The sequence below is a fragment of the Pseudoalteromonas sp. UBA2102 genome, assembly GCF_002331165.1.
Taxonomy (GTDB): Bacteria; Pseudomonadota; Gammaproteobacteria; order Enterobacterales; family Alteromonadaceae; genus Pseudoalteromonas; species Pseudoalteromonas atlantica.
In genome coordinates, this window is the sequence record NZ_DCYU01000087.1 from 38322 (window position 1) to 63541 (window position 25220).

Annotated in this window: 19 protein-coding genes and 1 pseudogene; 10 read left to right on the forward strand and 10 right to left on the reverse strand. The window is 40.1% G+C overall.

Features of this window, described 5'->3' with window-relative positions; genetic code table 11:
* Nucleotides 1-65: 65 nt before the first annotated feature.
* The 4 genes and pseudogenes from B2R65_RS11965 to B2R65_RS11980 all read left to right on the forward strand — a co-directional run bounded on the left by B2R65_RS11965 (nucleotide 66) and on the right by B2R65_RS11980 (nucleotide 4150).
* On the forward strand, nucleotides 66-1904 hold the full coding sequence (locus tag B2R65_RS11965) for a DUF294 nucleotidyltransferase-like domain-containing protein (protein WP_286742945.1): 1839 nt from the start codon (nucleotides 66-68) through the stop codon (nucleotides 1902-1904).
* 15 nt (nucleotides 1905-1919) lie between these two features.
* Entirely contained in the window at nucleotides 1920-2543 is a 624-nt protein-coding gene (locus tag B2R65_RS11970; protein WP_286742947.1) for a 3'-5' exonuclease, read from the forward strand.
* A gap of 137 nt (nucleotides 2544-2680) precedes the next feature.
* Nucleotides 2681-3409 (forward strand): SIMPL domain-containing protein, encoded by a 729-nt coding sequence (locus tag B2R65_RS11975; RefSeq protein WP_286742949.1) that lies wholly within the window; start codon nucleotides 2681-2683, stop codon nucleotides 3407-3409.
* 79 nt (nucleotides 3410-3488) lie between these two features.
* Nucleotides 3489-4150: pseudogene (locus B2R65_RS11980) on the forward strand (peroxiredoxin-like family protein).
* 45 nt (nucleotides 4151-4195) lie between these two features.
* Here B2R65_RS11980 and B2R65_RS11985 read toward each other — a convergent pair.
* From B2R65_RS11985 to B2R65_RS12025, 9 genes are all read right to left on the reverse strand, one after another.
* Entirely contained in the window at nucleotides 4196-4672 is a 477-nt protein-coding gene (locus tag B2R65_RS11985) for a PaaI family thioesterase (protein ID WP_286742952.1), read from the reverse strand.
* 82 nt (nucleotides 4673-4754) lie between these two features.
* On the reverse strand, nucleotides 4755-6002 hold the full coding sequence (locus tag B2R65_RS11990) for a phenylacetate--CoA ligase family protein (RefSeq protein ID WP_286742955.1): 1248 nt from the start codon (nucleotides 6000-6002) through the stop codon (nucleotides 4755-4757).
* Between the two features lie 50 nt (nucleotides 6003-6052).
* Nucleotides 6053-6874, reverse strand: coding sequence for an ABC transporter ATP-binding protein (locus B2R65_RS11995; protein ID WP_273609363.1), 822 nt, complete (start codon nucleotides 6872-6874; stop codon nucleotides 6053-6055).
* A 78-nt stretch (nucleotides 6875-6952) separates the two neighbouring features.
* A complete protein-coding gene (locus B2R65_RS12000; protein WP_286742960.1) occupies nucleotides 6953-8200 on the reverse strand; it encodes an ABC transporter substrate-binding protein in 1248 nt (415 codons plus the stop codon).
* A 63-nt stretch (nucleotides 8201-8263) separates the two neighbouring features.
* Nucleotides 8264-9337, reverse strand: coding sequence for a branched-chain amino acid ABC transporter permease (locus B2R65_RS12005; protein ID WP_286742963.1), 1074 nt, complete (start codon nucleotides 9335-9337; stop codon nucleotides 8264-8266).
* A gap of 78 nt (nucleotides 9338-9415) precedes the next feature.
* Nucleotides 9416-10309 (reverse strand): branched-chain amino acid ABC transporter permease, encoded by an 894-nt coding sequence (locus B2R65_RS12010; protein WP_006791860.1) that lies wholly within the window; start codon nucleotides 10307-10309, stop codon nucleotides 9416-9418.
* The gene (locus B2R65_RS12015) at nucleotides 10306-12276 is read right to left on the reverse strand and encodes a long-chain fatty acid--CoA ligase (protein WP_286742967.1); all 1971 of its coding nucleotides are present in this window, start codon (nucleotides 12274-12276) and stop codon (nucleotides 10306-10308) included. The genes B2R65_RS12010 and B2R65_RS12015 overlap by 4 nt, the downstream gene beginning before the upstream one ends.
* Nucleotides 12276-13094, reverse strand: a complete 819-nt coding sequence (locus tag B2R65_RS12020) for an ABC transporter ATP-binding protein (RefSeq protein WP_286742969.1) — start codon at nucleotides 13092-13094, stop codon at nucleotides 12276-12278. Before B2R65_RS12020 ends, B2R65_RS12015 begins: the two co-directional genes overlap by 1 nt.
* A gap of 124 nt (nucleotides 13095-13218) precedes the next feature.
* Entirely contained in the window at nucleotides 13219-14259 is a 1041-nt protein-coding gene (locus tag B2R65_RS12025) for a DcaP family trimeric outer membrane transporter (protein WP_006791863.1), read from the reverse strand.
* A 211-nt stretch (nucleotides 14260-14470) separates the two neighbouring features.
* Here B2R65_RS12025 and B2R65_RS12030 point away from each other — a divergent pair, with 211 nt between their 5' ends.
* On the forward strand, nucleotides 14471-18010 hold the full coding sequence (locus B2R65_RS12030) for a hybrid sensor histidine kinase/response regulator (RefSeq protein ID WP_286742973.1): 3540 nt from the start codon (nucleotides 14471-14473) through the stop codon (nucleotides 18008-18010).
* On the opposite strand, the gene B2R65_RS12035 is transcribed toward B2R65_RS12030, so the two are convergent.
* Entirely contained in the window at nucleotides 18007-18666 is a 660-nt protein-coding gene (locus B2R65_RS12035; RefSeq protein WP_286742976.1) for a response regulator, read from the reverse strand. The two genes, B2R65_RS12030 and B2R65_RS12035, sit on opposite strands and share 4 nt — an antisense overlap.
* Nucleotides 18667-19007: 341 nt before the next feature.
* Here B2R65_RS12035 and epd point away from each other — a divergent pair, with 341 nt between their 5' ends.
* The 5 genes from epd to phoR all read left to right on the forward strand — a co-directional run bounded on the left by epd (nucleotide 19008) and on the right by phoR (nucleotide 25215).
* Nucleotides 19008-20018: an erythrose-4-phosphate dehydrogenase gene (gene epd / locus B2R65_RS12040; protein ID WP_024033193.1), complete on the forward strand. Its 1011-nt coding sequence runs from the start codon at nucleotides 19008-19010 to the stop codon at nucleotides 20016-20018.
* A gap of 63 nt (nucleotides 20019-20081) precedes the next feature.
* A complete protein-coding gene (locus B2R65_RS12045; RefSeq protein ID WP_004586081.1) occupies nucleotides 20082-21257 on the forward strand; it encodes a phosphoglycerate kinase in 1176 nt (391 codons plus the stop codon).
* 203 nt (nucleotides 21258-21460) lie between these two features.
* The gene (fba, locus tag B2R65_RS12050) at nucleotides 21461-22525 is read left to right on the forward strand and encodes a class II fructose-bisphosphate aldolase (RefSeq protein ID WP_004586082.1); all 1065 of its coding nucleotides are present in this window, start codon (nucleotides 21461-21463) and stop codon (nucleotides 22523-22525) included.
* Between the two features lie 634 nt (nucleotides 22526-23159).
* On the forward strand, nucleotides 23160-23849 hold the full coding sequence (phoB, locus tag B2R65_RS12055) for a phosphate regulon transcriptional regulator PhoB (protein WP_004586083.1): 690 nt from the start codon (nucleotides 23160-23162) through the stop codon (nucleotides 23847-23849).
* A gap of 58 nt (nucleotides 23850-23907) precedes the next feature.
* Nucleotides 23908-25215 (forward strand): phosphate regulon sensor histidine kinase PhoR, encoded by a 1308-nt coding sequence (gene phoR / locus B2R65_RS12060; protein ID WP_286742981.1) that lies wholly within the window; start codon nucleotides 23908-23910, stop codon nucleotides 25213-25215.
* The last annotated feature ends 5 nt before the right edge of the window (nucleotides 25216-25220 follow it).

Genomic DNA, 25220 nt, shown 5'->3' on the forward strand with positions numbered 1-25220 from the left:
GGGCTTTTTATTTGTTTAAATAATGAGTACATTAGGTTTTGTGTATACTTTTTAAGAGTACAGCAATGAGTGTAGAGCAGCAGGAAGTTGCCCAGTTTGTGTGTATGCAGGCGCCATTTAGCATGCTACACGACAGTGCGTGTGAGTATTTTGTAAGCCATATTGATAGTGTTTATTTAACCCGAGAAAACCAAGCGCAGTGGCTGCAAACGCAAACCCCAAAGCTTTTTTTAATTCGCTCCGGTTTATACGACCTAGTGGATGCAAAAGGCGATGTAGTGAAGCGTTTAGCGCAGGGGGATTACTTTGGCTATCCTTCTTTGTTGACCGGAGAGGCGATTCAAAATAGGTTACAGGTACAAAAAGAGGGCATAGTGTATATGCTTGCGCAAACGCATTTTGACTTTTTACGTCATCAGTACAAACCGTTTGAGCAATATTTTGTACGCGCGCACGCCAATCGTTTGCTTTCATCACATTATAAAAGTAAAAACGATAGCTGGTCTGAGCGTAGAATATCTGAGCTGATGACCCGCACCGCCATAACCTTAGCCCCCGATGCCAGTATTAGGCAAACCGCTAAAAAAATGAAAAAACACGGTGTATCGTCAATTATGATCACCGAACACGCCATTTTAGTTGGCGTAGTGACCGACCGCGACTTACGTAACCGTGTACTGGCCGATGAAGTCGACCCACAAGATGCGGTTAGCAGCATAATGAGTGCAAAGCCTAAATTTATATTTGAAAACAATCGGGTGTTTTCTGCTTTGCATTTAATGCTTAAATACAATATTCATCATTTACCTGTACTTGATGAAAACCATAAGCCTTTGGGTATGCTTACCAGTACCGATTTACTGCGCCAGCAAAAAAGTGACCCTGTGCAGCTTATTGGCCGTATTTATAAAGCTCACAGCATTGCCGATTTAAAACGTTATGCAGGAGAAATCCCTGAGTTACTGCGTAGTTTTTCGTACAACATAGAAGACATATCGCTAATTGGTAAATTGCTCAGCGGCTTAACCGATGCACTTACTTCGCGTCTTATTCATTTATTTCAAGAAGAAAATGGCGCAGCGCCCACCAGTTTTTGCTTTATATGTTTTGGCTCGCAAGCACGCGAAGAGCAAACCCTGCATTCAGATCAAGACAATGGCTTATTACTCCCAGATGATTTAAGCGAGCAACACCAAGCTTACTTTAAACACATGGGGGAGTTTGTATGTGAGCAGTTAGTAGAGTGCGGCATTAGGCGTTGCCCGGGGAATATTATGGCCAGTAGCGATGAGTGCAGAATGAGTGTAAGCCAGTGGTGCGAGCGCTTTTTTAAATGGATAAAAAGCCCAACGCCTAACGCCATGCTTAACTGCAAAATATTTTTTGATTTGCGCTTTATAGAAGGCTCCAATGCCCTATACAGCGGCTTTTGCGAGCAGCTAAATAGAATATCGCGCGATGAGTTGTTTTATGCTGCTATGGCAACCGACATAAGAGCCAGTTCAGTGCCTATTGGCTTGTTTAATAAACTTAAAACGCAAAAAAATGATAACAACCATAAATACATTGATTTAAAAAAACGTGGTGTGGTGATCATTAACGACATAGTGCGTTTATATGCGTTAAAAGCCGGAATAAAACGCGCCAATACCCAAGAGCGTTTAGATGCTTTACTTAAGCATTCACTGCTAAATAAAGACGATATTTATAATTTAAAAGATTGCTGGCGATTTTTAACTCAGTTGCGTTTTAGTACGCAAATAAACGAAGAAGGTTTGCCAAGTAACTGCATAAACCCTGATAAATTAAGTTCATTAGAGCGCCATCAGCTTAAAGAGGCTTTTTATTTAGTAAAACAAGCGCAGCAAGCCGCGGCGTTTAAATTTGCCCGTGGCAGTTTGTAACAAGAGGTAAGCGCTGTGGTAAAAAAATGGCTCAGTAAGTATATAAAAAGACGTAATTTATTAAGTCAAAATGCGTTAACGCAACGCTATTTAGTGATTGATTTAGAGCTTACTGGGCTTGATGTAAACCAGCATGAAATTGTCTCAGCAGCCTGGGTAAAAATAGATAACCAATGTATAAAAATGAGTGAGTCTCAGCATTTAATTAATAAAAACGTTAAACGCTTAGACCAAAGCCCTGTTTTTCACGGCATTATTGACGACACCGTTGCTAAAGGACAAAGCCTGCACACTATATTAACGCAGCTAAGCCGTGATTTTAGTGACCATATTTTGGTTTTTCATAACGCCATACTGGATTGGGGGTTTTTAAAAGCAGCCCTTAAAAACGCTAATATAAGTGCGCAACCTAAGTTAATACTCGACACCCTCCACATAGAAAAAAAGCGCCTTATTTGCCAAGGCGCAGAAATAAAACAAGATGATTTAACCCTAAGTGCGTGTCGCAAACGTTATGAGTTACCAAGCTATCATTGCCATAACGCACTTACAGACGCACAAGCCACCGCCGAATTATTATTAGCCCAGTGCTACCAAATAAACCGTGGTAAAGAGCTAAAAGTGGGTGAGTTAACCTAGGTTGGCTGTAGACGCGGCTTTATGCCGCGCGAGGTAAACTCTGCTTACAATAAAGGGCAGTTTTCTTTTATTTTTACATGTATGATTATAGGTACGTTTACGTAATCATTATTTAACTAACTACTTTAAGGAACGACGTGAAACTCATTACCGCTATTGCTCTACTCTTTTTGCCACTCATCGCTTGTGCTAATTCGAGCTTACCTGCCAATCGTCATATCTCAGTGCAAGGCACTGCAGAGGTATTAGTTGAGCCTGACATGGCTAAAATACTATTTAAGGTGAATAGTGTTAAAAAGGAGCCGAAAGCCGCCAATAACGCGCTTGAGAATAAAGTGAAGTTATTAATAGATGGGCTCAATCAATTTGAAATAAGCGCCGATGACGTAGTTGCCTCAAACGTTAAAATTGAAAAAACAGGAATGGATTATATTGAAACAGGGCATCAGGCCCTTAGCGAATATGCAGCGATAAGAACGTTTGAAGTAACGCTAAACAGTATTGAGCGTGTGAGCGATTTAACCGATTTTTTATTGAACCAAGAAGTAAATGCGATTCAAAATATTGAGTTTTTATCTTCAAAATTTGAGCAATTACAAGCGCAAGCCACACAGTTAGCAATTGAAGATGCAAAAATAAAAGCGGATTTACTTGCTGATTCATTCAATGCAAAAGTAGGTGAAGTACGCACTATTCGCTCAACTAAAAACAACTATGACAGTGGTTTTAGTACAGCTATAACCAAGATGCACAGGGCGCAGCATGATAATAACTCTTTTCCTCAAATACTTAGTAACGATTTACAGGCAACAATAAGCTTTAAATCATCCATAAACGTGGTGTTTGATTTAGAGATAACTGATTAAATTAATAATTTCATTTCAAATACATGTTCGTACTGTAAGCTAGTTTTATGTTTTTGATTAATTTGAAGGTAGCAGTATTATGAGCGATGAAAGCAACACGTTAAAAGCACAAACCGAGGCAAAAGTAGCAGCAGGGCGAAAGGTAACCCTGATTTTATGAAAGGCGTTGATGAAACCATTGCTCAGGCAAAAGCGTTTCAAGAAGGGGCAAATGCACTTAATTTAGATCAAAATGCCCCACGCTTTGAACTGCCGAACCAGCACGGTGAGCAAGTTTTATTAGATGAGCTACTTGCAAAAGGGCCTGTGGTTATAACTTTTTATCGTGGTAGTTGGTGCCCTTATTGTAATTTACAGCTAAAAGCATTGCAGTCACGCCTACCTGAAATTCACGCATTAGGCGCACAGCTGGTGGCTATTAGCCCACAAGCGCCCGATGGCTCAATGAGCGAAAACGACATACGTAATATGGATTTTGTCGTGCTGAGTGACCAAAATGCAGATGTAGCAGCAAGCTATGGCGAAGCGTGGCAAGTACCTGCATTTTTATTAGATCATATGCGCGAAGACCGCGGCCTTGATTTAGAGTCGCTTAATAACGGCAACGGCAGTATTTTACCTATCCCTGCCACGTTTGTTTTAGATAGCGAAGGTAAAGTGACGTGGCGCTATGTTGATGTTGATTACCGCACCCGCTCAGAGCCACAAGATATAATTAATGCTTTAAAAGCACTACAGTAAGCAATAACGCAAGCTCGCTTTATGCCTAAAAACTTCTAATTTTTCTTATAAAAATGTGGCTGACATTTTAACAGCGATCACTTCACCTTTTGCGCACATTATGTTATTTGCAGATACAGTAATATCAACAATCACTTTATTATCTTTTATGTGTCTAAATTCGCCTATTAGTTCTAGTTGTTTATTTATAGGTGTGGGCGCTAAATAATTAATATTCAAGGCCGCTGTAACAAAGCGCACTGATGGGTCGCTGCCAATAGCTAAATCATTTTTATAATGAACTATAGCAGCGGCACTCCCGGTGCCATGGCAATCAATAAGGGAAGCCAATAAACCGCCATACACAAACCCAGGAATAGCCGTGTGGTAAGGTTTAGGTGTAAATTGAGCTATTGTTTTACTACCCTCATAGTTATCTAACCAATAGCTCTTTAGCTGATGCCCTTCAGGGTTATTTTTTCCACACCCATAACAATGGATTAGGCTTTGTATGTAGCAGTCTTGAAAAGCGGTTTCAGTCATATATTGCCTTTTAGAGGTATAGGCTTTAAATTGCTGAAGCAGGTGCTTAATTAGCAAGCTCAAAGCCTTGTTGAAAATAAGACTAAGAAGTAGCTCTTAGGTCATTAATTACTTTGCCGTCATCGTTTAACGTGCCTGGGCTCACAAGCTCAACACTACCACTTAACTTAGTATATATTTTTAAGTTTTTTGCTAGTTCGTTTTGTAGTGTAGTTGTATCTTTATTATTGGTATCTTTATTGATTTCGCATAAAAGGTGCATTTTATCATTATGACTTTCGTTGGTGACTTCCAATCTGACTTTAGCAATGCCACTAACACTCAATCTAACGCGCTCTACTTGCTCGGGATGAACAAACATACCTTTAATTTTAGTTGTTTGATCTGCTCGGCCCATCCAGCCTTTTATGCGTAAATTTGTACGCCCACATCTGCTTTGCCCTGATTTAATAGCAGATAAGTCACCTGTAGCAAAGCGGATTAACGGGTAGTCATGGTTAAAGCTGGTTACAACGACTTCACCAACCTCGTCATCGGCTACTGGCTCTAAACTGCCAGGGCGAACAATTTCGACTATAAGCTCTTCAGCTATAATTAAACCGTCATCTACAATGCTTTCGTAAGCTATTAAGCCTACATCTGCGCTGGCATAAGCTTGTAATGTATTAATACCAGCTGCTGTAAACTCATCGCGTAGTGCTTTAGGTAAAGCCTCACCGGTAACTAATGCTTTAGTAATACTGCTTATATCTCGCTTTTGTTGCTGAGCTTTGTTTAATAAAATTTTTAAAAAAGAGGGGGTTCCACAGTAGCCTTGAGGTTTCAACCCTTCAATGGTGTCGAGCTGTTGTTCGGTTTGACCTGGCCCTGCAGGTATTACAATACACCCACAGGCGCGAGCACCGGAATCGAGTATGAACCCACCAGGCGTTAAATGGTACGACAGGCAGTTTTGCACTTTATCGTGCTCTCTAAATCCAGCTGCATAAAATGCTTGGCCCATTCTCCACCAGTCATTTTCACAGTTTTCGGGGTCGTTAATAGGGCCGGGCGATTGAAACAGCCGACTAATATGTCCTTGTTCTGAGTTTAACCCCGCTAAAGGCGGAGCTGTTTTTTGTAAGCTAATGAGTGATGATTTTCTGGTTATGGGCAGTGTGGCTAATTGTTCCCGATTAGTTATATTATCCGCAGTAATATCGGCTAATATATTTTTGTAATAAGGACTGTTTTGCTTTGCATATGAAATAAAGCCAGGTAATTTTGCAAATAAATCGTGTTCTCGGCTTATATGCGATTGGCTTTCTTTTGGGTTAAATAAGTTAGCCATAAGGGGCTCCGAAGTCATGCTAAAAAGTAAATTTATTTAAACTGTTTTTATTACAGCCAGCGCTTTCTGCGTTTATAAGACTTTAAATCTTTGAAGCTTTTACGGTCTTCGTTACCACCTCCTAAGTAAAACTCTTTAACATCCTCGTTATTCATGAGCTGCTCTTGTGTTCCGTCTAATACCACTTTTCCCGACTCCATAATGTAGCCATAATTAGCTGCGCGTAGCGCGTAATTAGCGTTTTGCTCTACTAAAAACATAGTGATGCCTTGCTCTTCATTTATTTTTTTTATTATCGCGAATACTTCTTTAACAAGTAGAGGCGATAGGCCCATTGATGGCTCATCTAGGCAAATCATCTTTGGCCTCGCCATTAATGCGCGACCTATTGCTAGCATTTGTTGTTCACCGCCAGATAAATAGCCGGCTAAACCTGTTCGCTCTTTCAAACGCGGAAAGTAGTGGTAAACCATCTCAATATCTTGGTTTATTTGCGAATCCTTTCGGGTAAATGCACCTAGCTTTAAGTTTTCTAAAGACGTCATATCTTCGATAATACGACGCCCCTCCATTACCTGAAATAACCCACTGCGCACTACATCTTCTGCATTTTTAGAATCTATGCGCTCGCCCATAAAAGTAATATCACCTTTAGTTACTTCACCGTTTTCGGTTTTAAGTAACCCTGAAATCGCTTTTAGTGTTGTTGATTTACCTGCTCCATTTGGGCCTAATAAAGTAACAATCTCTCCCTCTGGGACATCTAAGCTAACTCCCCTGAGAACCTGAATAACTTCATCGTATACAACTTCTATATTATTTACGGTTAAGATGGGTGAGGCGGGTTCTAATTTTTTTGCTGCTGATGACATACACACTCCGTAATTATTTAGTCTTGTAGGTTGGTTGCAAAGAGCTTTAGTGATATTTGCAACCAATTTTTATATTTATTAGTAGCCTAACCAATCGTCACGGCGTTCAAGTGTTACTACCGATACTTTTTCAGCAGTTACATTACCTTTGTTGTAATTGCCTTTGTATATGTTTACTTGGTTTACGCCACGGTGATCATCTTTACTCCAGTTAGCAGCTAAACACACACCTTCAAGGCCTTTAGGCACCCAGTTCTTTTTCACGTACATTCCCTTTTTAATATTTTCGCCAGTTATACCACCGTTTTCTTTTGCCCACTCCATTGCTTCTTTCATGTAAAATGTTGAGCAAACACCGCGAATATAATGGTGTACACGCTGCACTTGTCCTGATGGATCTGATTGCTTAGATATTTCTCTGACCAATTTCATGCCTGGCGCTTGATCTTCCCAAAAAGGGGTCATTGTAGGAAAAATGTAATCTTTAATGCCTTCACCGGCTGCGTTGAATATTTTTTTATCGCCGCCCCATATATTTGACATAAATTGAATATCGGTTCCGACGGTGTTACATGACTTAACTAATGAAAGTACTGAGCCACCTAAGTTACCAATGTAACCGTAATTAGAACCTGAGCTTTTTAAACTTAAGCACTGCGCTTTAAAATCACCTGGTTTCATCGAAATTACAATTGCAGGTTGTACATCAAAACCTAACTCAGTTGCGTATTCTGCACATGCTTCTTTTGGTGCATTAGGAAATGGATGGTTGGCACCAAGGTGAGTAAATTTTGGGTTACCTTTACCTCCCTTTTTTTTCCAATCTTCGGCCGCCCATTGAACAAGTCCACGGCAAGAATCTGAGTACGAAGCGCCATAAAAAAAGTTATAAGGCGCTGGTTTTTTAGTGTGAGGGTTTTTGCCAGTCGGGTCTGTTAAATGTCCAGAATAAGATGCTGAAAATACAGGGACTTTGTCTCTGGCTACAAACGAAATTAGCGCTTCTGTATCAGCGGTACCCCAACCTTGCATTGCGACCATTTTTTTACGCGAATACCACTTTTTATAAGAGGCGATGGCCTGTGGTACTTTATAGGCGTAATCGATAGTTTCAGATTCTAATCGGGTGCCGCTTATACCACCATTTTCATTAATGTAAGCGAGCGAATCACGAACTCCGTCAGCATAGTTTTTCCCGACAAATGCGGTAGGTCCTGACATATCAGCTAAGTGACCTACAAACACAGAGTCTTGAGCAATAACATGGTTACTCATAGCTAATGAGCAACATACAAATACAGAACTTAATTTTAATCTATTGTGCATGATAATTTCCTTTTTCATTTTTTGGCTGTGATGCCAATGAGCTTGTTGTTGTCGTGTAATTTGTTAGTAAGAAAACGGGTAAAATTTCCAATAGTTTTTAATTTGTGCCCAGCGATGCGCCATACCTTCAGGCTCAAAAATTAAAAATAAAATAATAACTAGGCCTATAGCCATTTCTTTAATGTAAGCAAGGCCATCAACCACCATAGGAATATTGCCCCAATCAGTCATTTTCATTAATCCAACGCCGCTTTCTAACACTTCAGGTAAAAACACCATAAATACAACGCCCATAAGGGTGCCCTTAATAGAACCTAAGCCACCGATGATGATCATCGCTAGAAATTGGATTGACATGAATAATGTAAACCCTTCAGCTGAAACGTATCCTAGGTAATGCGCGTATAACGCACCGCCGATACCCGCATAGAAAGATGAAACCCCAAATGACAGCAAACGGTACTTGTTAAGTTTTATTCCCATAATTTCTGCTGATAGGTAGTGATCTCTTACTGCAATAAAGGCGCGGCCTTCTCGGCTGCGCATTAAGTTACATCCCCAGATATACATAAAAACAAGGGCAAATAATGCAATGTAAAAAAAGCTGCGGTCAGTATTAAACACAAAGCCAAAAATAGAGACTGGGTCAGCAGATGAACCGGCTGAACCACCAGTAAACCACTGGGCGCGTGCAAAAAAATCTTCGAGAATAAATTGGGCAGCTAAAGTGGCAATTGCTAAGTAAAGCCCTTTAATACGTGAAGCGGGAAGGCCAAATAACATGCCTACCAACATGGTTAAAAATCCTGCGATAGGGATACACAATAAAACAGGGATCCCAAAGGACATATTCAGCCAGGCTGAGGCAAACGCACCAAAGCCAAAAAATGCGCCATGGCCTAGCGATATCTGCCCCGTATAACCGACTAAAATATTAAGTCCTAGTGCCGCAATTCCTAAATATGAAATTTGAATAAACAGCGTTAAAAAGTATGCATCGACCAAAAATGGTGCGCAGCATAGTAGTGCAATAGCAATAATAGCTACATTACGAATAGTTTTAGTTTCGTAAATAGTATTGTCTTGTTTGTAACTGGTTCTAAAGTCGCCACATAGGCGCATAGTTAAGCTAGACATAAAAAGATCCTAATTTTTATAATTTATGTATAAGCGCATTGCGCTGTATTTTTACAGCGCGCCGCTAAATGTAAGCTATTAAATTCGTTCAATATCTTTAGTCCCAAATAAACCGTAAGGTTTAAACCAAAGTATGATGAGAAGGACGTAAAATGGCGCTATGTCGTACATGTTTCCTACATGAAGGTATTGGCTATCAAAAAACTCAGCTAAGTTTTCTAGCACTCCAATTGTTAAGCCACCCACAATTGCACCGACAATCGAGTCGAGGCCGCCTAAAATAACGGCTGGGAACACTTTAATTCCCATCATTGATAGAGAGCTTGAAACCCCGTTAACCATGCCTATTACAATACCGGCTGTTGCTGATACTGTTGCTGCTATGCCCCAGCTCATAGCAAACACTTGTTTAACGGAAATACCTAAGCTTTGTGCAATTTGCTGATTGAATGCAGTGGCACGCATAGCGAGGCCATATTTTGAATGTTTAAAAAAGAGGTAAAATGCGACCATAATAATTAGGGCTATAACAGTACTCATTAAGTAGGCTGACTCTATATTTAGACCAAAAATTTGAATACTTTGAGCATCAAATACTTGGGGGTAACTTTGAGCAGATACACCAAATATCCACTTCATCAACGCTTGGAAAAAAATAGATAATCCAATTGTCACCATAATGACTGAAATAATTGGCTCGCCAATCATAGGGCGTAAAACAATCATCTGAATCAAAATACCAAAGGCCGCCATAAACGCCATTGTGAGCAAAAAGCCAACAATAAAGGGGAGCTCTAAGTAAATAAGTACGCTCCAACAAACCCAGGCACCGACAAGTAAAAATTCGCCCTGCGCAAAATTTACGATTTGTGTCGACTTATAAACTAAAACAAAACACATACCGACGACGCCATACAATAAGCCTACAATAAGCCCATTAATGATTAACTGAATGAGTAATTCAAAGTTCATGATGCTCTCCGTTGTGCTTCAGACTGAGTGTTGTCCACGGGGGGGACTGTGGGAGTATTAATAAGAGGTTGGATTTTAAGTTGAGTTTGAATGCGTGTTTTAGTGCCATCTTGAAATACAACAACGGTATCAATATCAACTATATTTTGATTTTGGTATATCGCATCTATGATATCGCCATACTTTTGGGCAATAACGCTGCGTCTTACTTTACGAGTACGTGTAAGCTCTCCATCATCAGCATCAAGCTCTTTATAAAGTAGTAAAAACTTATGTATTTTTTGAGCGTCAGGGAGCGTTTCATTAACACGTTGTATTTCTTCACTGAGCTTTTTGTAAACTTCAGGGTGGGTAGATAAATTAGTGTAATTTGTGAAAGAGTAACCGTGTTGTTCTGCCCATTTAGCAACGATGCTAAAACGAATACAAATGATGGCTGATAAATAAGGTTTGTTTTTACCTAATATGACGGCTTCGCCAATAAATGACGAAAACTTCAATTTATTCTCAATGTATTGCGGTGAGTATTGAACGCCGTTACTTGTACATGCTAAATCTTTTATCCGATCAATAACAACCAAATGCCCTGAAGGCTTAAAGTAGCCAGCATCGCCTGTGTGCATCCATCCATCTTTAACATCTTCATTGTATGCGTCTTGGTTATTAAGATAGCCGGTAAACATACCCACTGTTTTTGCAACGATTTCGCCAACACCGGCTTCATCCTCGTTAATAACCTTAATTTTTGCGTTATCGAATGCAAAGCCAACACTATCGTAATCTACATCATTTTGATGATGGATTGTATAAGCACCACACATTTCAGTTTGCCCATAAAGTTGCCTTAACGGCACCCCAATGGTTTGAAAAAACCTAAACGTGTCTGGGCCCATTGCGGCTCCTCCTGTTGCTGCTGATTTTAAATATGAAAAGCCGAGTCTGTCTCTAAGCGCTCTCATTAAAATAAGCTCTGCAAACCACGATTTTTTTCCTTTAAGCTGGCTCTTTTCGGCAATGCTCATGGCAAAAGAAAATAGTTTTCTTTTTAGTGGAGTTGAGTCCATCATCCGAGCTTGAACATCCGCTAATATTCCTTCCCATACTCGTGGGGCGAGTAATACAAAGCTTGGACCTATTTCTCTAAGATCAGACATTAATGTTTGTTGCTCTTCAACAAAGTTAACTATTTGACGTGCAATAAGCGCTTGGCCAACAGCATAAACTTGCTCCATTATCCAAGGCAGAGGTAATACAGATACGTAATTATCGCCTGGCTGGCGTGGATCGGCTCTTAAGTAAGCGCTGCAATGTTTAACAAAATTACCACCGTTGAGTAGTGCTATTTTAGGCTTTGAAGTAGTGCCTGATGTGGTGCAGTAAATTGCTATGTCATTTGGGGAGGTTGCTTCAATTAGTTGTGGGTAGCGATTGGGTTCACTGTTATCTATGGTTTGGCCAAGTGTATACAGTGAATTTACGTCAATTAAGCGTTCATCGTTGTATTTGCGCATGCCTCTAGGGTCGCAGTAAACAATTAATTTTACGTGTGAAATTTCATCGCCTAGTTCGAGTAATTTATCGCACTGTTCTTCATCTTCAGCTATTACAACCGTGGCATGACTACTTTGGAGTAAGTAGGCCACTTCCTCATGCATTGAATCTTGATAAATACCTAAAGAGTGGCATCGCATTGCGTGTGCAGCTACTTCTCCCCATACCCATTCTGGGCGATTATCACCAAGCAAGGCAATTGCATCACCTTTATTTACACCTTTATCTAGCAATGCAAGCGTGAGCCACTTCACTCGGTTGTTATAATCTTCCCATGTAAATTCATTCCATATACCAAACTCTTTTTCTCGCATGGCTGTTTCATGGGGCCATTGCTGGGCATTAAACTGTAATATTTTAGGAAAGGTATTGAGTTCGGCCATTTCAAAATCATTAATTGAATCATGGTGAGTCATTAGCTTACTTCCTCTAATGTGGTAACTTCTTCAGGTTCGCTATCGGCTTCTTCGAGTCCTAAGTAGGCACGTTTTACGTATGGGTCTGCCATTACTTGCTCTGGTTTGGCACAAATTAAGTTTTTGCCAAAATCTAAAACCATTACTTCATGTGAAATATCCATCACCACGCCCATGTCGTGTTCAATCATGACGACGGTGATCCCAAACTCTTCATTAAGGTCAAGAATGTACCTAGCCATGTCTTCTTTTTCTTCTAGGTTCATGCCTGCCATAGGCTCGTCGAGTAAAATAAGTTTAGGATTGAGGGCCATTGCCCTTGCAAGCTCTACGCGTTTGCGTAAACCATAAGACAGGGTGCCTGCTATAGATTTGCGGATGTGTGATATTTCTAAAAAGTCGATGACTTCTTCAACTTTTCGTCTGTGCTCAAGTTCTTCTTTTTGCGCACCTGATGCCCAATATAATGGACCCGTTAGCCAATTGTTTTTTAATAAGTGGTGACGGCCAACCATAATATTGTCTAATACTGACATATGACCGAATAACGCGAGGTTTTGAAATGTTCGGCCCATGCCTAAATCGGCGCGGTCGTTTGGCTGCAAACTTGTTACGTTTTTATTATTAAAAAAAATGTTACCGCTATTAGGGGTGTAGCGTCCTGAAATACAATTTAACATTGAGGTTTTACCGGCCCCATTAGGGCCAATAATCGAAAAAACAGACCCTTCTTTTACAGAAAAGCTCACATCGGTTAAGGCTTTAACCCCACCAAAAGCAAGTGATATGTTTTCTACATTAAGTATTGAAGCTGTCATTGCTGCTCTCCAAATTTTTCGGATTGATTGTCTCTAATGTAAAAAGGGGAGGAGAGTATTCTCCTCCCAAACGCAACATTGGTTGGGAGTGTTACGCGGTGCTAAGCATTAGAGGTAGAGTGGCTTAAAGTGCAAATCTCAATGTGGCTTGAACGTAGTTAGAGTCTTTATCTTGTTCATCCATACAGAAGTTACCTACTTCAAAACCCACCACTAAATCCTTGGTTAAATTTTGAAATACGTTAACGCCCCATTGAGTACGTTCGCGCTCAGACACATCACCTTCAACTTTTCCGTAGAGTACGCTTGAACGAAGTGTATCTGTCCAAAAGTGGCGGTATGCTATGAGTACCGAAGTGAGATCTTCAACTTCGTTATCGTATACATCTTTTGCAGCGGCAGCGCCGACATAGCGCCCAAGCTCACCTTTGTGAAATTGAAAGCGTAAATCATCTTTGCCAGTTGTTTTAACTAAACCTGCCACAGACATACCAAAAGCAGATTCTTGTTCACCTGAGAGAGTGTTAAGCTGACGCGCAAGGGCTGATACTGATACGTTGCCCCAATCATCTTTGAAGTTATAGCGAGCGACTAAATCGGGAAGTTTGTCGTTAGAGGTATCGCCGCCCCATGTTTCTGGGTTTTCTAGCGATAGTTGAAAATTACCCATGTTATAACGTACTTGCCCTTGGCGAATAAACACCAGGCCTGTGGTAGCACCTGCAAAATCGGCTGCTTCTGGAATTGCACTGGTATTCATAAACGTTGACCACGTTTGGCCAACAGTGAGGTCTTGATAGTTTATAAAAGCGTGACGTATACGCGGGTTAGCAGAGTTCGATATTATTTCGTTACCACCACCACCGTTAAAATCCATTTCAATAAAGCCGGTAACATCGCCATGGACATACTTGGTGTTGAAACGGGTTTCATTGGCAAAAATTTTAAACTGAGAGGCGTCTTCTTCAAGCGCTGTACCATCCCCAATCCAAAAATCACGATAAGCTACATCGCCATCAACATAACGAGAGTCTATTTTTATATAACCACCAAATGTGAGTTTATCGTTTTCAGTTAGTTTAATTTCGTAGCCGGCAAAAGCGGCTGAACTTGCAGTTAGTAACGAAGATGCCAAGAGTAGTTTTTTATATTTTGAATCGAACATCTAGCTTATTCCCTTGTATTAGTTGTTCAGCTAATAGTAAGTAAACCGAACAAAGCAACAATTAGTAATAAGACTTAGCACCTAGCGTTTAGTCCTTTAGTCTAGTTCTTTAGTTGGGTGCTATATGGTTAAATTCAGGTTATAAAAAGGGTAAATTCTACTTCTACTAATAATAAAAAACGTGCTAAATAGCACGCATAAGAAGCTCATTATGTTCTCTAACTGGTTGCTAATAAGTGTAAGCATCGGCTATATAAGCTTACTATTTTTAATCGCTTTTTTAGGCGGGAAGTATCGTCATAAATTAGTTGCTAAGCAGCATGCTATTATTTATGCGCTATCACTGGGCGTATACTGTACATCGTGGGGTTTTTTAGGCACATCCGCACAAGCCGCCAGTGGATCCTTTAATTATATTCCTGTTTATTTAGCCCCTATTTTACTGTTTATATTTGCTTGGCCTTTTATACAGCGAATTATAAAAACGAGTCTGCAACTAAAAACAAACTCAATAGCAGATTTACTCTCAGCCCGTTTTGGCAAGTCACAAAGCTTGGCACTCATTATTACATTAGTCGCTTTAATAGGCACCTTGCCCTATATAGCCCTTCAACTTAAAGCAATTATTGACTCATATATTATCTTACAAGAAAGTCAGGATCTGCCAGTATGGCAGCTAGGTTTAATTGTTAGTGTTATTTTAACTGGCTTTACAATTATTTTTGGGATCAGAACCATTGATGTAACTGAGCGCCACCCTGGAGTGATGATAGCTATTGCATTTGAGTCAGCCGTTAAACTGATTGCATTTTTACTTGTGGGGCTTTTTGTATCGTTTGTAATTTATGACTCACCTTTAGAAATTTTAGAAAAGTCAAAAGGGCATGTTTCATTAGCGCAGCAATTTGAGCCAAGTAATTTGGTGGGTATGTTTGGTTTACTATTCATTGTTATGTCTGCTTGCTTATGTTTACCGCGCCAGTTTCAAGTAATGTTTGTTGAAATAAAAGATAGAAAAACAAGTAGCTTAGCGCGTTGGTTGTTACCTGCTTACATTTTAGTATTTGCATTTTTTGCAGGGCCTATAGGTTTAGCTGGCACGTTAAATTATGCCGAGTCACTAAATGCAGACGCTTATGTATTATTTTTACCCGCCTATTATGGGCAGGTGTGGTTGTCGTTATTTGCGTTTTTAGGGGCTGTTTCTGCAGCAAGTTCCATGGTTATTGTATCTACCATAGCGTTGAGTACGATGTTGAGCAATGAAATTGTTTTCCCACTTATATTTAAATTTTCACCTAGAAAAAACCATGACTATTTGCATTTTCAATCACGGCTTTTATTTATTCGTAAGGGGCTAGTCGTTGTTGTAATAGCATTGAGCCTGGGGATGTTACTTATTTCTCCTCCTGGCGCGTTATCTTCATTAGGTGAAATTGCCTTTGGCGCTATTGCGCAAATTGGACCTGCATTAGTTGCTGCTTTTTTTTGGCCAAGGGCCACGCAAAAGGGCGTGTTTTGGGGGATAAGTTGTGGTTTTGTAATTTGGGGATTTGGCAATTTACTCCCACAGCTTGGTTTTTACGAACACTTATTTAGTAATACGACTTGGCCTAAAACTACGGTAATGACCCTAATAGGTTTAAGCCTAAATATAAGTGTATTGTTTATAGTGTCATTGTTGACTCGACAAAACATCCGCGAAGAAATGCAAAGTAAGTTTTTTTACGATAAAGGTAAAAATTATCATCGGCATTTTCCTAAGCAACCCAAGGTAGATATAAGTGAACTCGAATTGCTTTTAGCCCGCTTTATTGGTTTTGAAAAGTCAAAAGAATGCTTTGCTCAATTCAACTTACTGCACAAAGATAAAAAGCATAAAACCTACAATGAAGCATTACTGTTTCATGCTGAGAATACTTTGGCACCAGTACTTGGAGCAGCTTCAGCTAAACTAGTATTGTCTTTTGGTTTAGGTGGGCGCGATATGGCTTTTGACCAAGTGGCAAAAATTGTAGAAGACAATTCTACTCAGCAGCTTGAGTTTAGTCGCTCAGTACTGCAAGGCGCAATTGAAAATACAAGTGAAGGCATATCAGTGATTGATGGCGACTTAAATTTAGTGGCTTGGAATAAGCAATATCTAGATATTTTTAATTACCCAAAAGATTTTATTTATATTGGTTGCCCTATAAGTGAACTTATTAGATACAACCTTACTAATCAAAAGCGTTATGTGTGTGATATTGAAGCTCAAGTAAATAAACGTTTAGAGTATTTAAAAGCAGGTAGCAGGCATCAGTCTGAGCGGCGTTTACTTAATGACAAAATTATTAATATTGAAGGAAACCCGATCCCAGGCGGGGGCTTTGTAATGATATTTACAGATATAACAGAGTTTAGGAAAGCCGAGAAATACTTAAAAGAAGAAAACACAGATTTAGAAAGCCGCGTTTTGGCACGAACAAAAGAGTTAGAGCAAGCGAATGTTGAGCTCGAAAAAGCGAATCAAGAACTTGTTGCAGCACAACTAAAAGCAGAGCAAGCCCACCTTAAAAAAAGCCAATACTTAAGAGCATGTAGCCACGATTTATTACAGCCTCTTTCTGCTGCTCGTTTGTTTTCATCTTCGGTGAGTTTAAGCGCCAAAGTTTCTGATCAAGAGCGCATGCAAATTAAGCAAATAGATAACTCGTTAGAGATTGCTAATAACCTTTTACTTGATTTAAACGAAATAGCACGTATTGAAAGCGGTAATATAACCCCTGATATCAGTGTATTTCCAATTGAAAAACTATTCTCTATGTTAAAGCTTGAGTTTTCAGCTTTAACGCATGATTACGCGATAGATTTTAGATGTGCTTCGAGTAAGTTGTATATAAAAAGTGACTTAACTTTACTTGCCCGAATTGTACAAAACTTTTTAAGTAATGCTTTTCGTTATGCACACGTTGGAAAAGTATTATTAGGTAGTCGCAGGAAAGGGCAAAACCTGTGCATACAAGTAATTGATAATGGCCCCGGGATCCCACACGAAAAACAACAGCAAGTGTTTGAGCAGTTTACACAATTATCAACCAAGCTAGTGGGGCCGAAAGGGCTTGGTTTAGGCCTAAATATTGCTAAAAGTCTCGCTGAAATACTTGACCATAAGCTTGGGCTGCTCTCAAAATTAAATTGTGGCAGTACGTTTAGTGTAGAAGTACCTCTAGCGTCTGTAGCTAAGCTAGCTCCTCCTAATCCTATACAGGCGAGTAACAACTTACAAGGCGTGTGTGTGCTGTGTATAGACAATGAGGAAAGCGTGACGGCTGGTATGAAGGATTTACTATCAGCATGGAAGTGTAATGTGCTAATAGCCTCAAATGCTCAACAAGCTATGTCTATTTACAAAAGCCACGAGGAAGATATTGATATATTACTGGTTGATTATCAGCTAACAGATGAAGCTATACCCGCATGTGATTCACAAACGAGCACGGGATTACTCGGGGCCCAAAAACACAGCCCTTCTCACGTTCGTTTTTACAATGGTATTGAGCTGATTCAAGCTATACGTGCAGTAAGCCGGTATCCATTACCTGCAATTCTCATTACAGCCACTATGGATGAGTCAGTGCAAAAACAGGCGCAGAATGCTGATATCGGATATTTGCGTAAAATAGTTAAACCTATTGCGTTAAGAGCGCTGATGAGCTCTCTTTTAACTAAGCGATTAGAAAAAAATTATATATCCGATACATTTCTTTAAGGTGTGTTGTGAGTAAAAAAGTCATGTTCATGCTTATGATGGTTTAGCAAAATAACGGCTTGAGTACGGTTTTTAACACCCAGCTTTAAAAATATAGTACTCACATGGCTCTTTATTGTCGATTCAGACAGGTTTAGGTCATACGCAATTTGTTTATTGAGTAGTCCATCAGCCAGCATAAAGAGTATTTTTCGTTGTTGATTAGTGAGAGTTGAAATTTTACTTTCTTCTTTATCTTGCTGGGCACCTTGTTTTAATGCATAAGCGGGAACCCAAAGCTCACCATTAATAATGCTATTAAGTGCAGCTACCATGTCGTTAACGGGAGTGGATTTAGGTATAAAACCAGCAGCCCCAAATTCTACTGCCTTATTGATTGTTTCTGACTCTTCAAACCCAGAGATAACTACTACCGCGATATGTGGGTATTTAAGGCGAATGCTATTTAGTGTATTAAACCCCTCCGCACCGGGTATATCTAAATCTAATAAAATAAGGTCGATGTCGGGTGTATCAATGAGTGCTTGTTCTAGCTCTGCAATGGTTTGAGCCTCAAGCAATGAAGAGTCAGTAAAGCTTGAGGTAAGCATTAGTGACAATGCCTGTCTAAACAGCGGGTGATCATCTGCAATGATAATTTTTGTGTGTGTTGTCATTTTATTTTCTAACCTAAAGTTTAGATAAATGATCTTTTATTTGATAATTTACTTTTAAGAAAAGGTAAATTTTTTGATGTTTAATAACATAACCCCATTAGATTAAAATTCAATGTTAATTCTATAAATTAGACTAAAGGACTAAGACTTTTATTGTTTAATTAGAAGGATATAAATGCTGTTAACTAATTTTGCTTATTAATATTGATATTAAAAGGTTTATTAATTTAAAGTTTCTAATCGCTCCCTCTTATAATAATGTTCAAGGTCGATTACAATACAGCCATCTAAAAGGCATCGATGCCTTTGTCTGCACGTAAAGAGAGTGGATTTTATATTTCATGGCAATCAAACTTGCAATTAATGGTTTTGGTCGTATTGGTCGAAATATTGTCCGCGCGTTGTACGAGTCAGGTTTGAGCGACGAGATAAAAATTGTTGCGATTAACGAACTTGCTGACCCTGAAGCTATTGCTCATTTATTAAAATACGATACGTCCCACGGTCGTTTTTCTTTTCCTGTAAAACTTGGTGAAGACACCATTAGCGTTGCAGGCGATACCATTGCACTATTTTGTGAAGAAAACCCAGTAGAATTACCTTGGCAAACCCTTGATGTAGATGTAGTACTTGAATGTACCGGTGTTTATCACTCGCGCGAGCATGCACAATTACACATTACTGCGGGTGCTAAAAAGGTGTTGTTTTCGCACCCAGCTGATAACGATGTAGATGCCACCATTGTGTATGGCATTAACGATGATGAGCTCAAACGCGAGCACACTATAGTATCTAACGGCTCATGTACTACAAACTGTGTGGTGCCTGTTATTAAAGTGCTAGATGATGCGTTTGGCATTGAATCGGGCGCTATTACCACTATTCACGCGTCGATGAACGATCAGCAAGTGATTGATGCGTACCATCATGATTTACGTCGTACCCGCGCTGCGAGTCAGTCTATTATTCCAGTTGATACAAAATTAGCACGAGGAATAGACCGCATTTTACCCAAATTTGAAGGGCGCTTTGAAGCCATTGCGGTTCGCGTGCCGACAATTAACGTAACGGCAATGGATTTAAGTGTTACAGTAAATGCCGATGTAGATTTAAAGGCGGTAAATACGGCACTTAAAGCCCAAGCTAAAGACCGCTTAGAAGGTATTTTAAGTTACACCGAAGAGCCATTAGTATCGGTTGATTTTAATCACGACCCACATTCTTGTATTATTGATGGCACGCAGACACGTGTTAGTCACAAACGCCTGATAAAGTTACTTGTTTGGTGTGATAACGAATGGGGTTTTGCCAATCGCATGCTAGATACAGCACGTGCGATGATGGCTCAGTAAGCATTTTATAATAATTTTAAAATTTATTTTTCAGGTTCAAGTATCGTTAACTAAGGAGATGTTATGTCGGTCATAAAAATGGCAGATTTAGATTTAAACGGCAAGCGCGTATTAATTCGTGAAGATTTAAATGTACCAGTTAAAGCAGGTAAAGTGACCTCAGATGCACGTATTCGTGCTGCACTGCCTACTATTAAGCTAGCTCTTGAAAAAGGCGCTAAAGTAATGGTTATGTCGCACCTTGGTCGCCCTACGGAAGGCGAGTACGATGACGAATTTTCACTTGCCCCTGTAGCCGATTACCTAAACGATGCACTTGAGCAAAATGTACGCCTTGAAAAAGACTACCTAAACGGCGTTGAAGTTGCCGATAACGAAGTAGTTGTATTTGAAAACGTACGATTTAATAAAGGCGAGAAGAAAAACGACGAAGCCTTATCAAAACAACTTGCTGCCCTGTGTGATGTGTATGTAATGGATGCATTTGGCACCGCTCACCGCGCACAAGCGTCTACTCATGGCGTTGGCTTATTTGCAGATGTTGCCTGTGCTGGCCCGTTATTATCAGCAGAACTTGAAGCACTAGGTAAAGCACTAGATAACCCAGCACGTCCATTGGTGGCCATTGTAGGTGGTTCTAAAGTCTCAACTAAATTAACCGTTTTAGACTCGCTTTCAACGATTGTAGATCAGCTTGTAACAGGTGGCGGTATTGCTAATACCTTTATTGCTGCTGCGGGTCATCCGGTTGGTAAATCACTTTATGAAGCTGATTTAATGGATGAAGCAAATCGTTTATGTGCAGCAGCTAAAGCAAACGATGGTGAAATTCCGGTACCGACTGATGTTGTAGTAGGTAATGAATTTTCAGACTCTGCAGTCGCTACGCTTAAAGATGTAAGCGAAGTAACAAGCGATGACATGATTTTTGATATTGGCCCTGATACAGCCAGCCAGCTTGCAAAAATTATTGCAAACGCCGGTACTGTTGTATGGAATGGCCCAGTTGGCGTATTTGAGTTTGATCAGTTTGGTAATGGTACACGTGCTATTGCTCAGGCAATTGCTAACTCTAATGCGTTTTCGATTGCAGGCGGTGGTGACACTTTAGCGGCAATTGATAAATACGGCATTGCCGATAAAGTATCTTACATTTCTACCGGTGGTGGTGCGTTCTTAGAGTTTTTAGAAGGCAAAAAACTTCCAGCAGTAGAAATGCTAGAGTCGCGCGCTAAATAATAAATTTTTAGCCGCATTAGGTGAGGGGAAACCCTCACCAACGATTAATTATTAAATACCTCTCACCCTTATTTAATAGTTAATTAAGACAAAACTAAGCAGTGTAAATTGCTTTATTTTGTGGCGCAGTGATTGCGTCAAACTAACATATCCGTTCAAACTAGATGGCAGGAGACTGCTGTCGATAAATTGGAGAATACCCAATGGCTTTAATCAGTATGCGACAACTTTTAGATCATGCAGCTGAACACGGTTACGGCGTTCCAGCCTTTAACGTGAATAACCAAGAGCAAATGCGCGCAATAATGGAAGCGGCTGATAAAACAAACAGCCCAGTAATTGTTCAAGGATCAGCAGGCGCACGTGCTTATGCTGGTGCTCCATTTATCCGCCACATGATTTTAGCAGCCGTTGAAGAATGGCCGCACATTCCAGTAGTAATGCACCAAGATCACGGTACCTCACCCGGTGTTTGCCAACGCTCAATTCAACTTGGCTTTTCATCAGTTATGATGGATGGCTCATTAATGACTGACGGAAAAACCCCATCAAGCTACGAATATAATGTAGAAGTAACACGCGAAACCGTGGCTATGGCACATGCTTGTGGCGTATCGGTAGAGGGCGAGCTAGGTGTACTTGGCTCACTTGAAACCGGTGAAGCGGGCGAAGAAGATGGTGTAGGCGCAGAAGGTAAACTAACTACTGATCAAATGCTTACCGACCCAGAAGAAGCCGCTGATTTTGTAAATAAAACCCATGTTGATGCCTTGGCAATTGCTTGTGGAACATCGCACGGTGCGTACAAATTTACGCGCCCACCCACAGATGACATTTTAGCGATTGATCGTATTAAAGAAATTCACGCACGTATCCCGAACACGCACTTAGTAATGCACGGATCGTCGTCTGTACCACAAGAGTGGTTAGAGATCATAAATCAATACGGTGGCGAAATTCCTGAAACGTATGGCGTACCTGTTGAGCAAATTGTAGAAGGGATCAAATACGGTGTACGTAAAGTAAATATTGATACCGATTTACGCCTGGCCTCTACCGGTGCTATTCGCCGTCATATGGCGCTTAACCCATCTAACTTCGATCCGCGTAAATACCTAGCAGAAGCAACTAAAGCAATGACAGAGATTTGTGTTGCGCGTTACAACGCGTTTGGTACAGCTGGTCAAGCAGGTAAAATTAAGCCAATTTCACTTGATGACATGCACCTTAAATATTTAAGTGGTGAGTTAGACCCACAAATTAAATAATGATCTTTGATTAATAAATAGCGTTATAAAAACCAGCTGGCGTAATCCAGCTGGTTTTTTTATACCGCAAAGCACTGGGATCACTGTTGTACCAACTTAATAAAATGGGATCACTGATTTACTAACCGCCCCGCATTCGGATCATTTATTTACCAACTAGCGCATAAATTTACGCCACGTTAGGCGCTCAATCAATCAGATCGTTTTTTATTTGTACAATAGATCAGATGCTTAGTTGTTTGACTAAGTATAACCGTGATCCCAAACCCGATCGGCTTAGTAAAAATCTGATCTTTTTATAGGCTGCTTAGTAAAAAACAGATCTATTTTTAACCACGTAATGACATCTTCCAGTGCAAACTCAGTTTCGTATCTGGTTTTTTTACTGTGTTAGTAAAGTAATGATCCCGCCATGAATATCTACTCAGAAATAAAACTGTCATCTTTTTGTAAATATGTTTTGATTAACCGTAATTTGCAAAATAGTTTTAAAAATATGACGTTAATGAGGTTTTTTGTCACTATTTTGTGTTTTTTTTACCAGGATTTTAATTTACACGTTACACTTTCATAAAAATGTCATACTTAGTCATAATAATGAAAACTAATTCGATAGCGTAAGAGATAATTTGGAATGTCACGTAAAGTACTAGTCGTAGATGATGAAGCTCCTATCAGAGAGATGTTAGTTTTTGTTTTAGAGCAAAATGGATTTCAAGCAATTGAAGCAGAAGATTACGATTCTGCAATTGCAGCTATGGTTGAACCATACCCAGATATGGTTTTACTCGATTGGATGTTACCAGGCGGTAGCGGTATTCAAATTGCTAAGCAATTTAAGCAAAGTGAATACACACGCCAAATTCCAATCATTATGCTTACAGCCCGCGGCGAAGAAGAAGACAAAGTACGCGGCCTAGAAGTGGGGGCAGATGACTACGTCACTAAACCTTTTTCTCCTAAAGAGTTAATGGCTCGTATTAAAGCGGTTATTCGCCGTGTATCGCCTACCTCATTAGAAGAAGCCATAGAAGTACATGGCTTGCGTTTAGACCCAATATCGCACCGCGTTACCTCTGAGGGAAGCGAGCTTGATATGGGCCCAACCGAATTTAGATTATTACATTTTTTTATGACTCACCCAGAGCGTGTTTATAGCCGTGAACAACTGCTTGACCATGTTTGGGGAACTAATGTGTACGTAGAAGACCGTACAGTTGATGTGCACATACGTCGTTTACGCAAAGCTATTGCACCGCTGGGGCATGATCGCTTAGTACAAACAGTACGTGGTGCAGGTTATCGTTTTTCTAGTAAATTATAAGGTACCGCAGCTAGGGTGTGAGTACGCATAAATTACTACTCAAAGGTAAAGTGAGTGTATGTATCGAGTTATTAATAAACAGGCGTTAGTAAAACGTCTGTTTATCTATTTTTTACCCCTGTTATTAGTTGGTGTGCTTATTGGTGCACCTTTTTTGCTTTTATTTTTAGGCACTTCTTCTCTTTTAGTCTGGCATTATCATCAACTTTATCGCTTAAGCGATTGGCTTTTAAATCAACGTAGCTTTAACCCACCAGAGGGCGAGGGTGCGTGGGAACAAGTATTTGAAGGCATTTATCATTTACAGCACCGTAATCGTAAAAAACGCAATGAACTGGCCGATTTAATTCGTCGCTTTCGCGATGGAGCTGAAGCCGTACCCGATGCCGTAGTGGTGTTGCAAAGTGATTTAAGCATTGTTTGGTGTAACCAACTTGCACTTAAAGTATTGGGGCTACAGTGGCCGACCGATCATGGCCAGCGCCTAGATAACCTAATACGCGAACCTAAATTTGCCAAGTACATGCTGCGCGGTGAATTTGAAGAGCCATTAGAGCTTGATAACGGGCATATTGTTGACCAAGTGCTTGAATTTAGGGTAATGCCGTATGCCAACACGCAGCTTATGGTGGTAGTACGTGATGTAACACGCCTAAAGCAGCTAGAGCAAATGCGCAAAGACTTTGTTGCCAATGTATCGCATGAGTTGCGTACGCCGCTTACGGTTGTTACTGGCTACCTTGAGATGATGGATGGCGATATGATGCCACCGCCTGCAATGTGGAATAAAGCGCAAAATACCATGCTTGAGCAATGTAAGCGTATGGACAGCTTAGTTAATCAGCTTTTATCACTTTCGCGTATTGAAGGGGCGCGTAGGCAAGACAACGACAAAGCCATTAATGTGCCGCAAATGCTCAACTACATTAAAACCGAAGCGGAATCTATAAACCAAGAGAAAGGCCATGAGCTTATTTTTGATATAGATAATGAGCTTGATATTAAAGGCTCTGAAGATGAGCTACGCAGTGCGTTTTCTAATTTAGTGTTTAACGCTATACATTACACTAAAGCGGGCGGGAAAATTGTTGTTACCTGGCAGCGTAAAGAGGGGCTTGCGCACTTTAGTGTAAATGATAATGGCGATGGTATTGCACCAGAGCATATAAATCGTTTAACTGAGCGCTTTTACCGCGTAGATAAAGCAAGGAGTCGCACAACCGGTGGCTCCGGTTTAGGCTTAGCAATTACTAAACATGTGCTTACACGTCACGATAGTAAATTAAATATAAGCAGTGAGCTTGGTAAAGGCTCGTGTTTTTCTTTCGACTTTTCAAAGGATAAGCTTGTTAACTTAGCAAGTTAAAGGTA

Excerpts from the sequence above, each read along its gene's own strand:
- B2R65_RS11995 (WP_273609363.1), bottom strand. The coding sequence starts at position 6,874 with ATGTCATCAGCAGCAAAAAAATTAGAACCCGCCTCACCCATCTTAACC.
- fba (WP_004586082.1), top strand. The coding sequence starts at position 21,461 with ATGGCTTTAATCAGTATGCGACAACTTTTAGATCATGCAGCTGAACAC.
- epd (WP_024033193.1), top strand. The coding sequence starts at position 19,008 with ATGGCAATCAAACTTGCAATTAATGGTTTTGGTCGTATTGGTCGAAAT.
- B2R65_RS11965 (WP_286742945.1), top strand. The coding sequence starts at position 66 with ATGAGTGTAGAGCAGCAGGAAGTTGCCCAGTTTGTGTGTATGCAGGCG.
- phoR (WP_286742981.1), top strand. The coding sequence starts at position 23,908 with ATGTATCGAGTTATTAATAAACAGGCGTTAGTAAAACGTCTGTTTATC.
- B2R65_RS12035 (WP_286742976.1), bottom strand. The coding sequence starts at position 18,666 with ATGACAACACACACAAAAATTATCATTGCAGATGATCACCCGCTGTTT.
- B2R65_RS11990 (WP_286742955.1), bottom strand. The coding sequence starts at position 6,002 with ATGGCTAACTTATTTAACCCAAAAGAAAGCCAATCGCATATAAGCCGA.
- phoB (WP_004586083.1), top strand. The coding sequence starts at position 23,160 with ATGTCACGTAAAGTACTAGTCGTAGATGATGAAGCTCCTATCAGAGAG.
- B2R65_RS12000 (WP_286742960.1), bottom strand. The coding sequence starts at position 8,200 with ATGCACAATAGATTAAAATTAAGTTCTGTATTTGTATGTTGCTCATTA.
- B2R65_RS12045 (WP_004586081.1), top strand. The coding sequence starts at position 20,082 with ATGTCGGTCATAAAAATGGCAGATTTAGATTTAAACGGCAAGCGCGTA.
- B2R65_RS12025 (WP_006791863.1), bottom strand. The coding sequence starts at position 14,259 with ATGTTCGATTCAAAATATAAAAAACTACTCTTGGCATCTTCGTTACTA.
- B2R65_RS12010 (WP_006791860.1), bottom strand. The coding sequence starts at position 10,309 with ATGAACTTTGAATTACTCATTCAGTTAATCATTAATGGGCTTATTGTA.
- B2R65_RS12030 (WP_286742973.1), top strand. The coding sequence starts at position 14,471 with ATGTTCTCTAACTGGTTGCTAATAAGTGTAAGCATCGGCTATATAAGC.
- B2R65_RS12015 (WP_286742967.1), bottom strand. The coding sequence starts at position 12,276 with ATGACTCACCATGATTCAATTAATGATTTTGAAATGGCCGAACTCAAT.
- B2R65_RS12020 (WP_286742969.1), bottom strand. The coding sequence starts at position 13,094 with ATGACAGCTTCAATACTTAATGTAGAAAACATATCACTTGCTTTTGGT.
- B2R65_RS11985 (WP_286742952.1), bottom strand. The coding sequence starts at position 4,672 with ATGACTGAAACCGCTTTTCAAGACTGCTACATACAAAGCCTAATCCAT.
- B2R65_RS12005 (WP_286742963.1), bottom strand. The coding sequence starts at position 9,337 with ATGTCTAGCTTAACTATGCGCCTATGTGGCGACTTTAGAACCAGTTAC.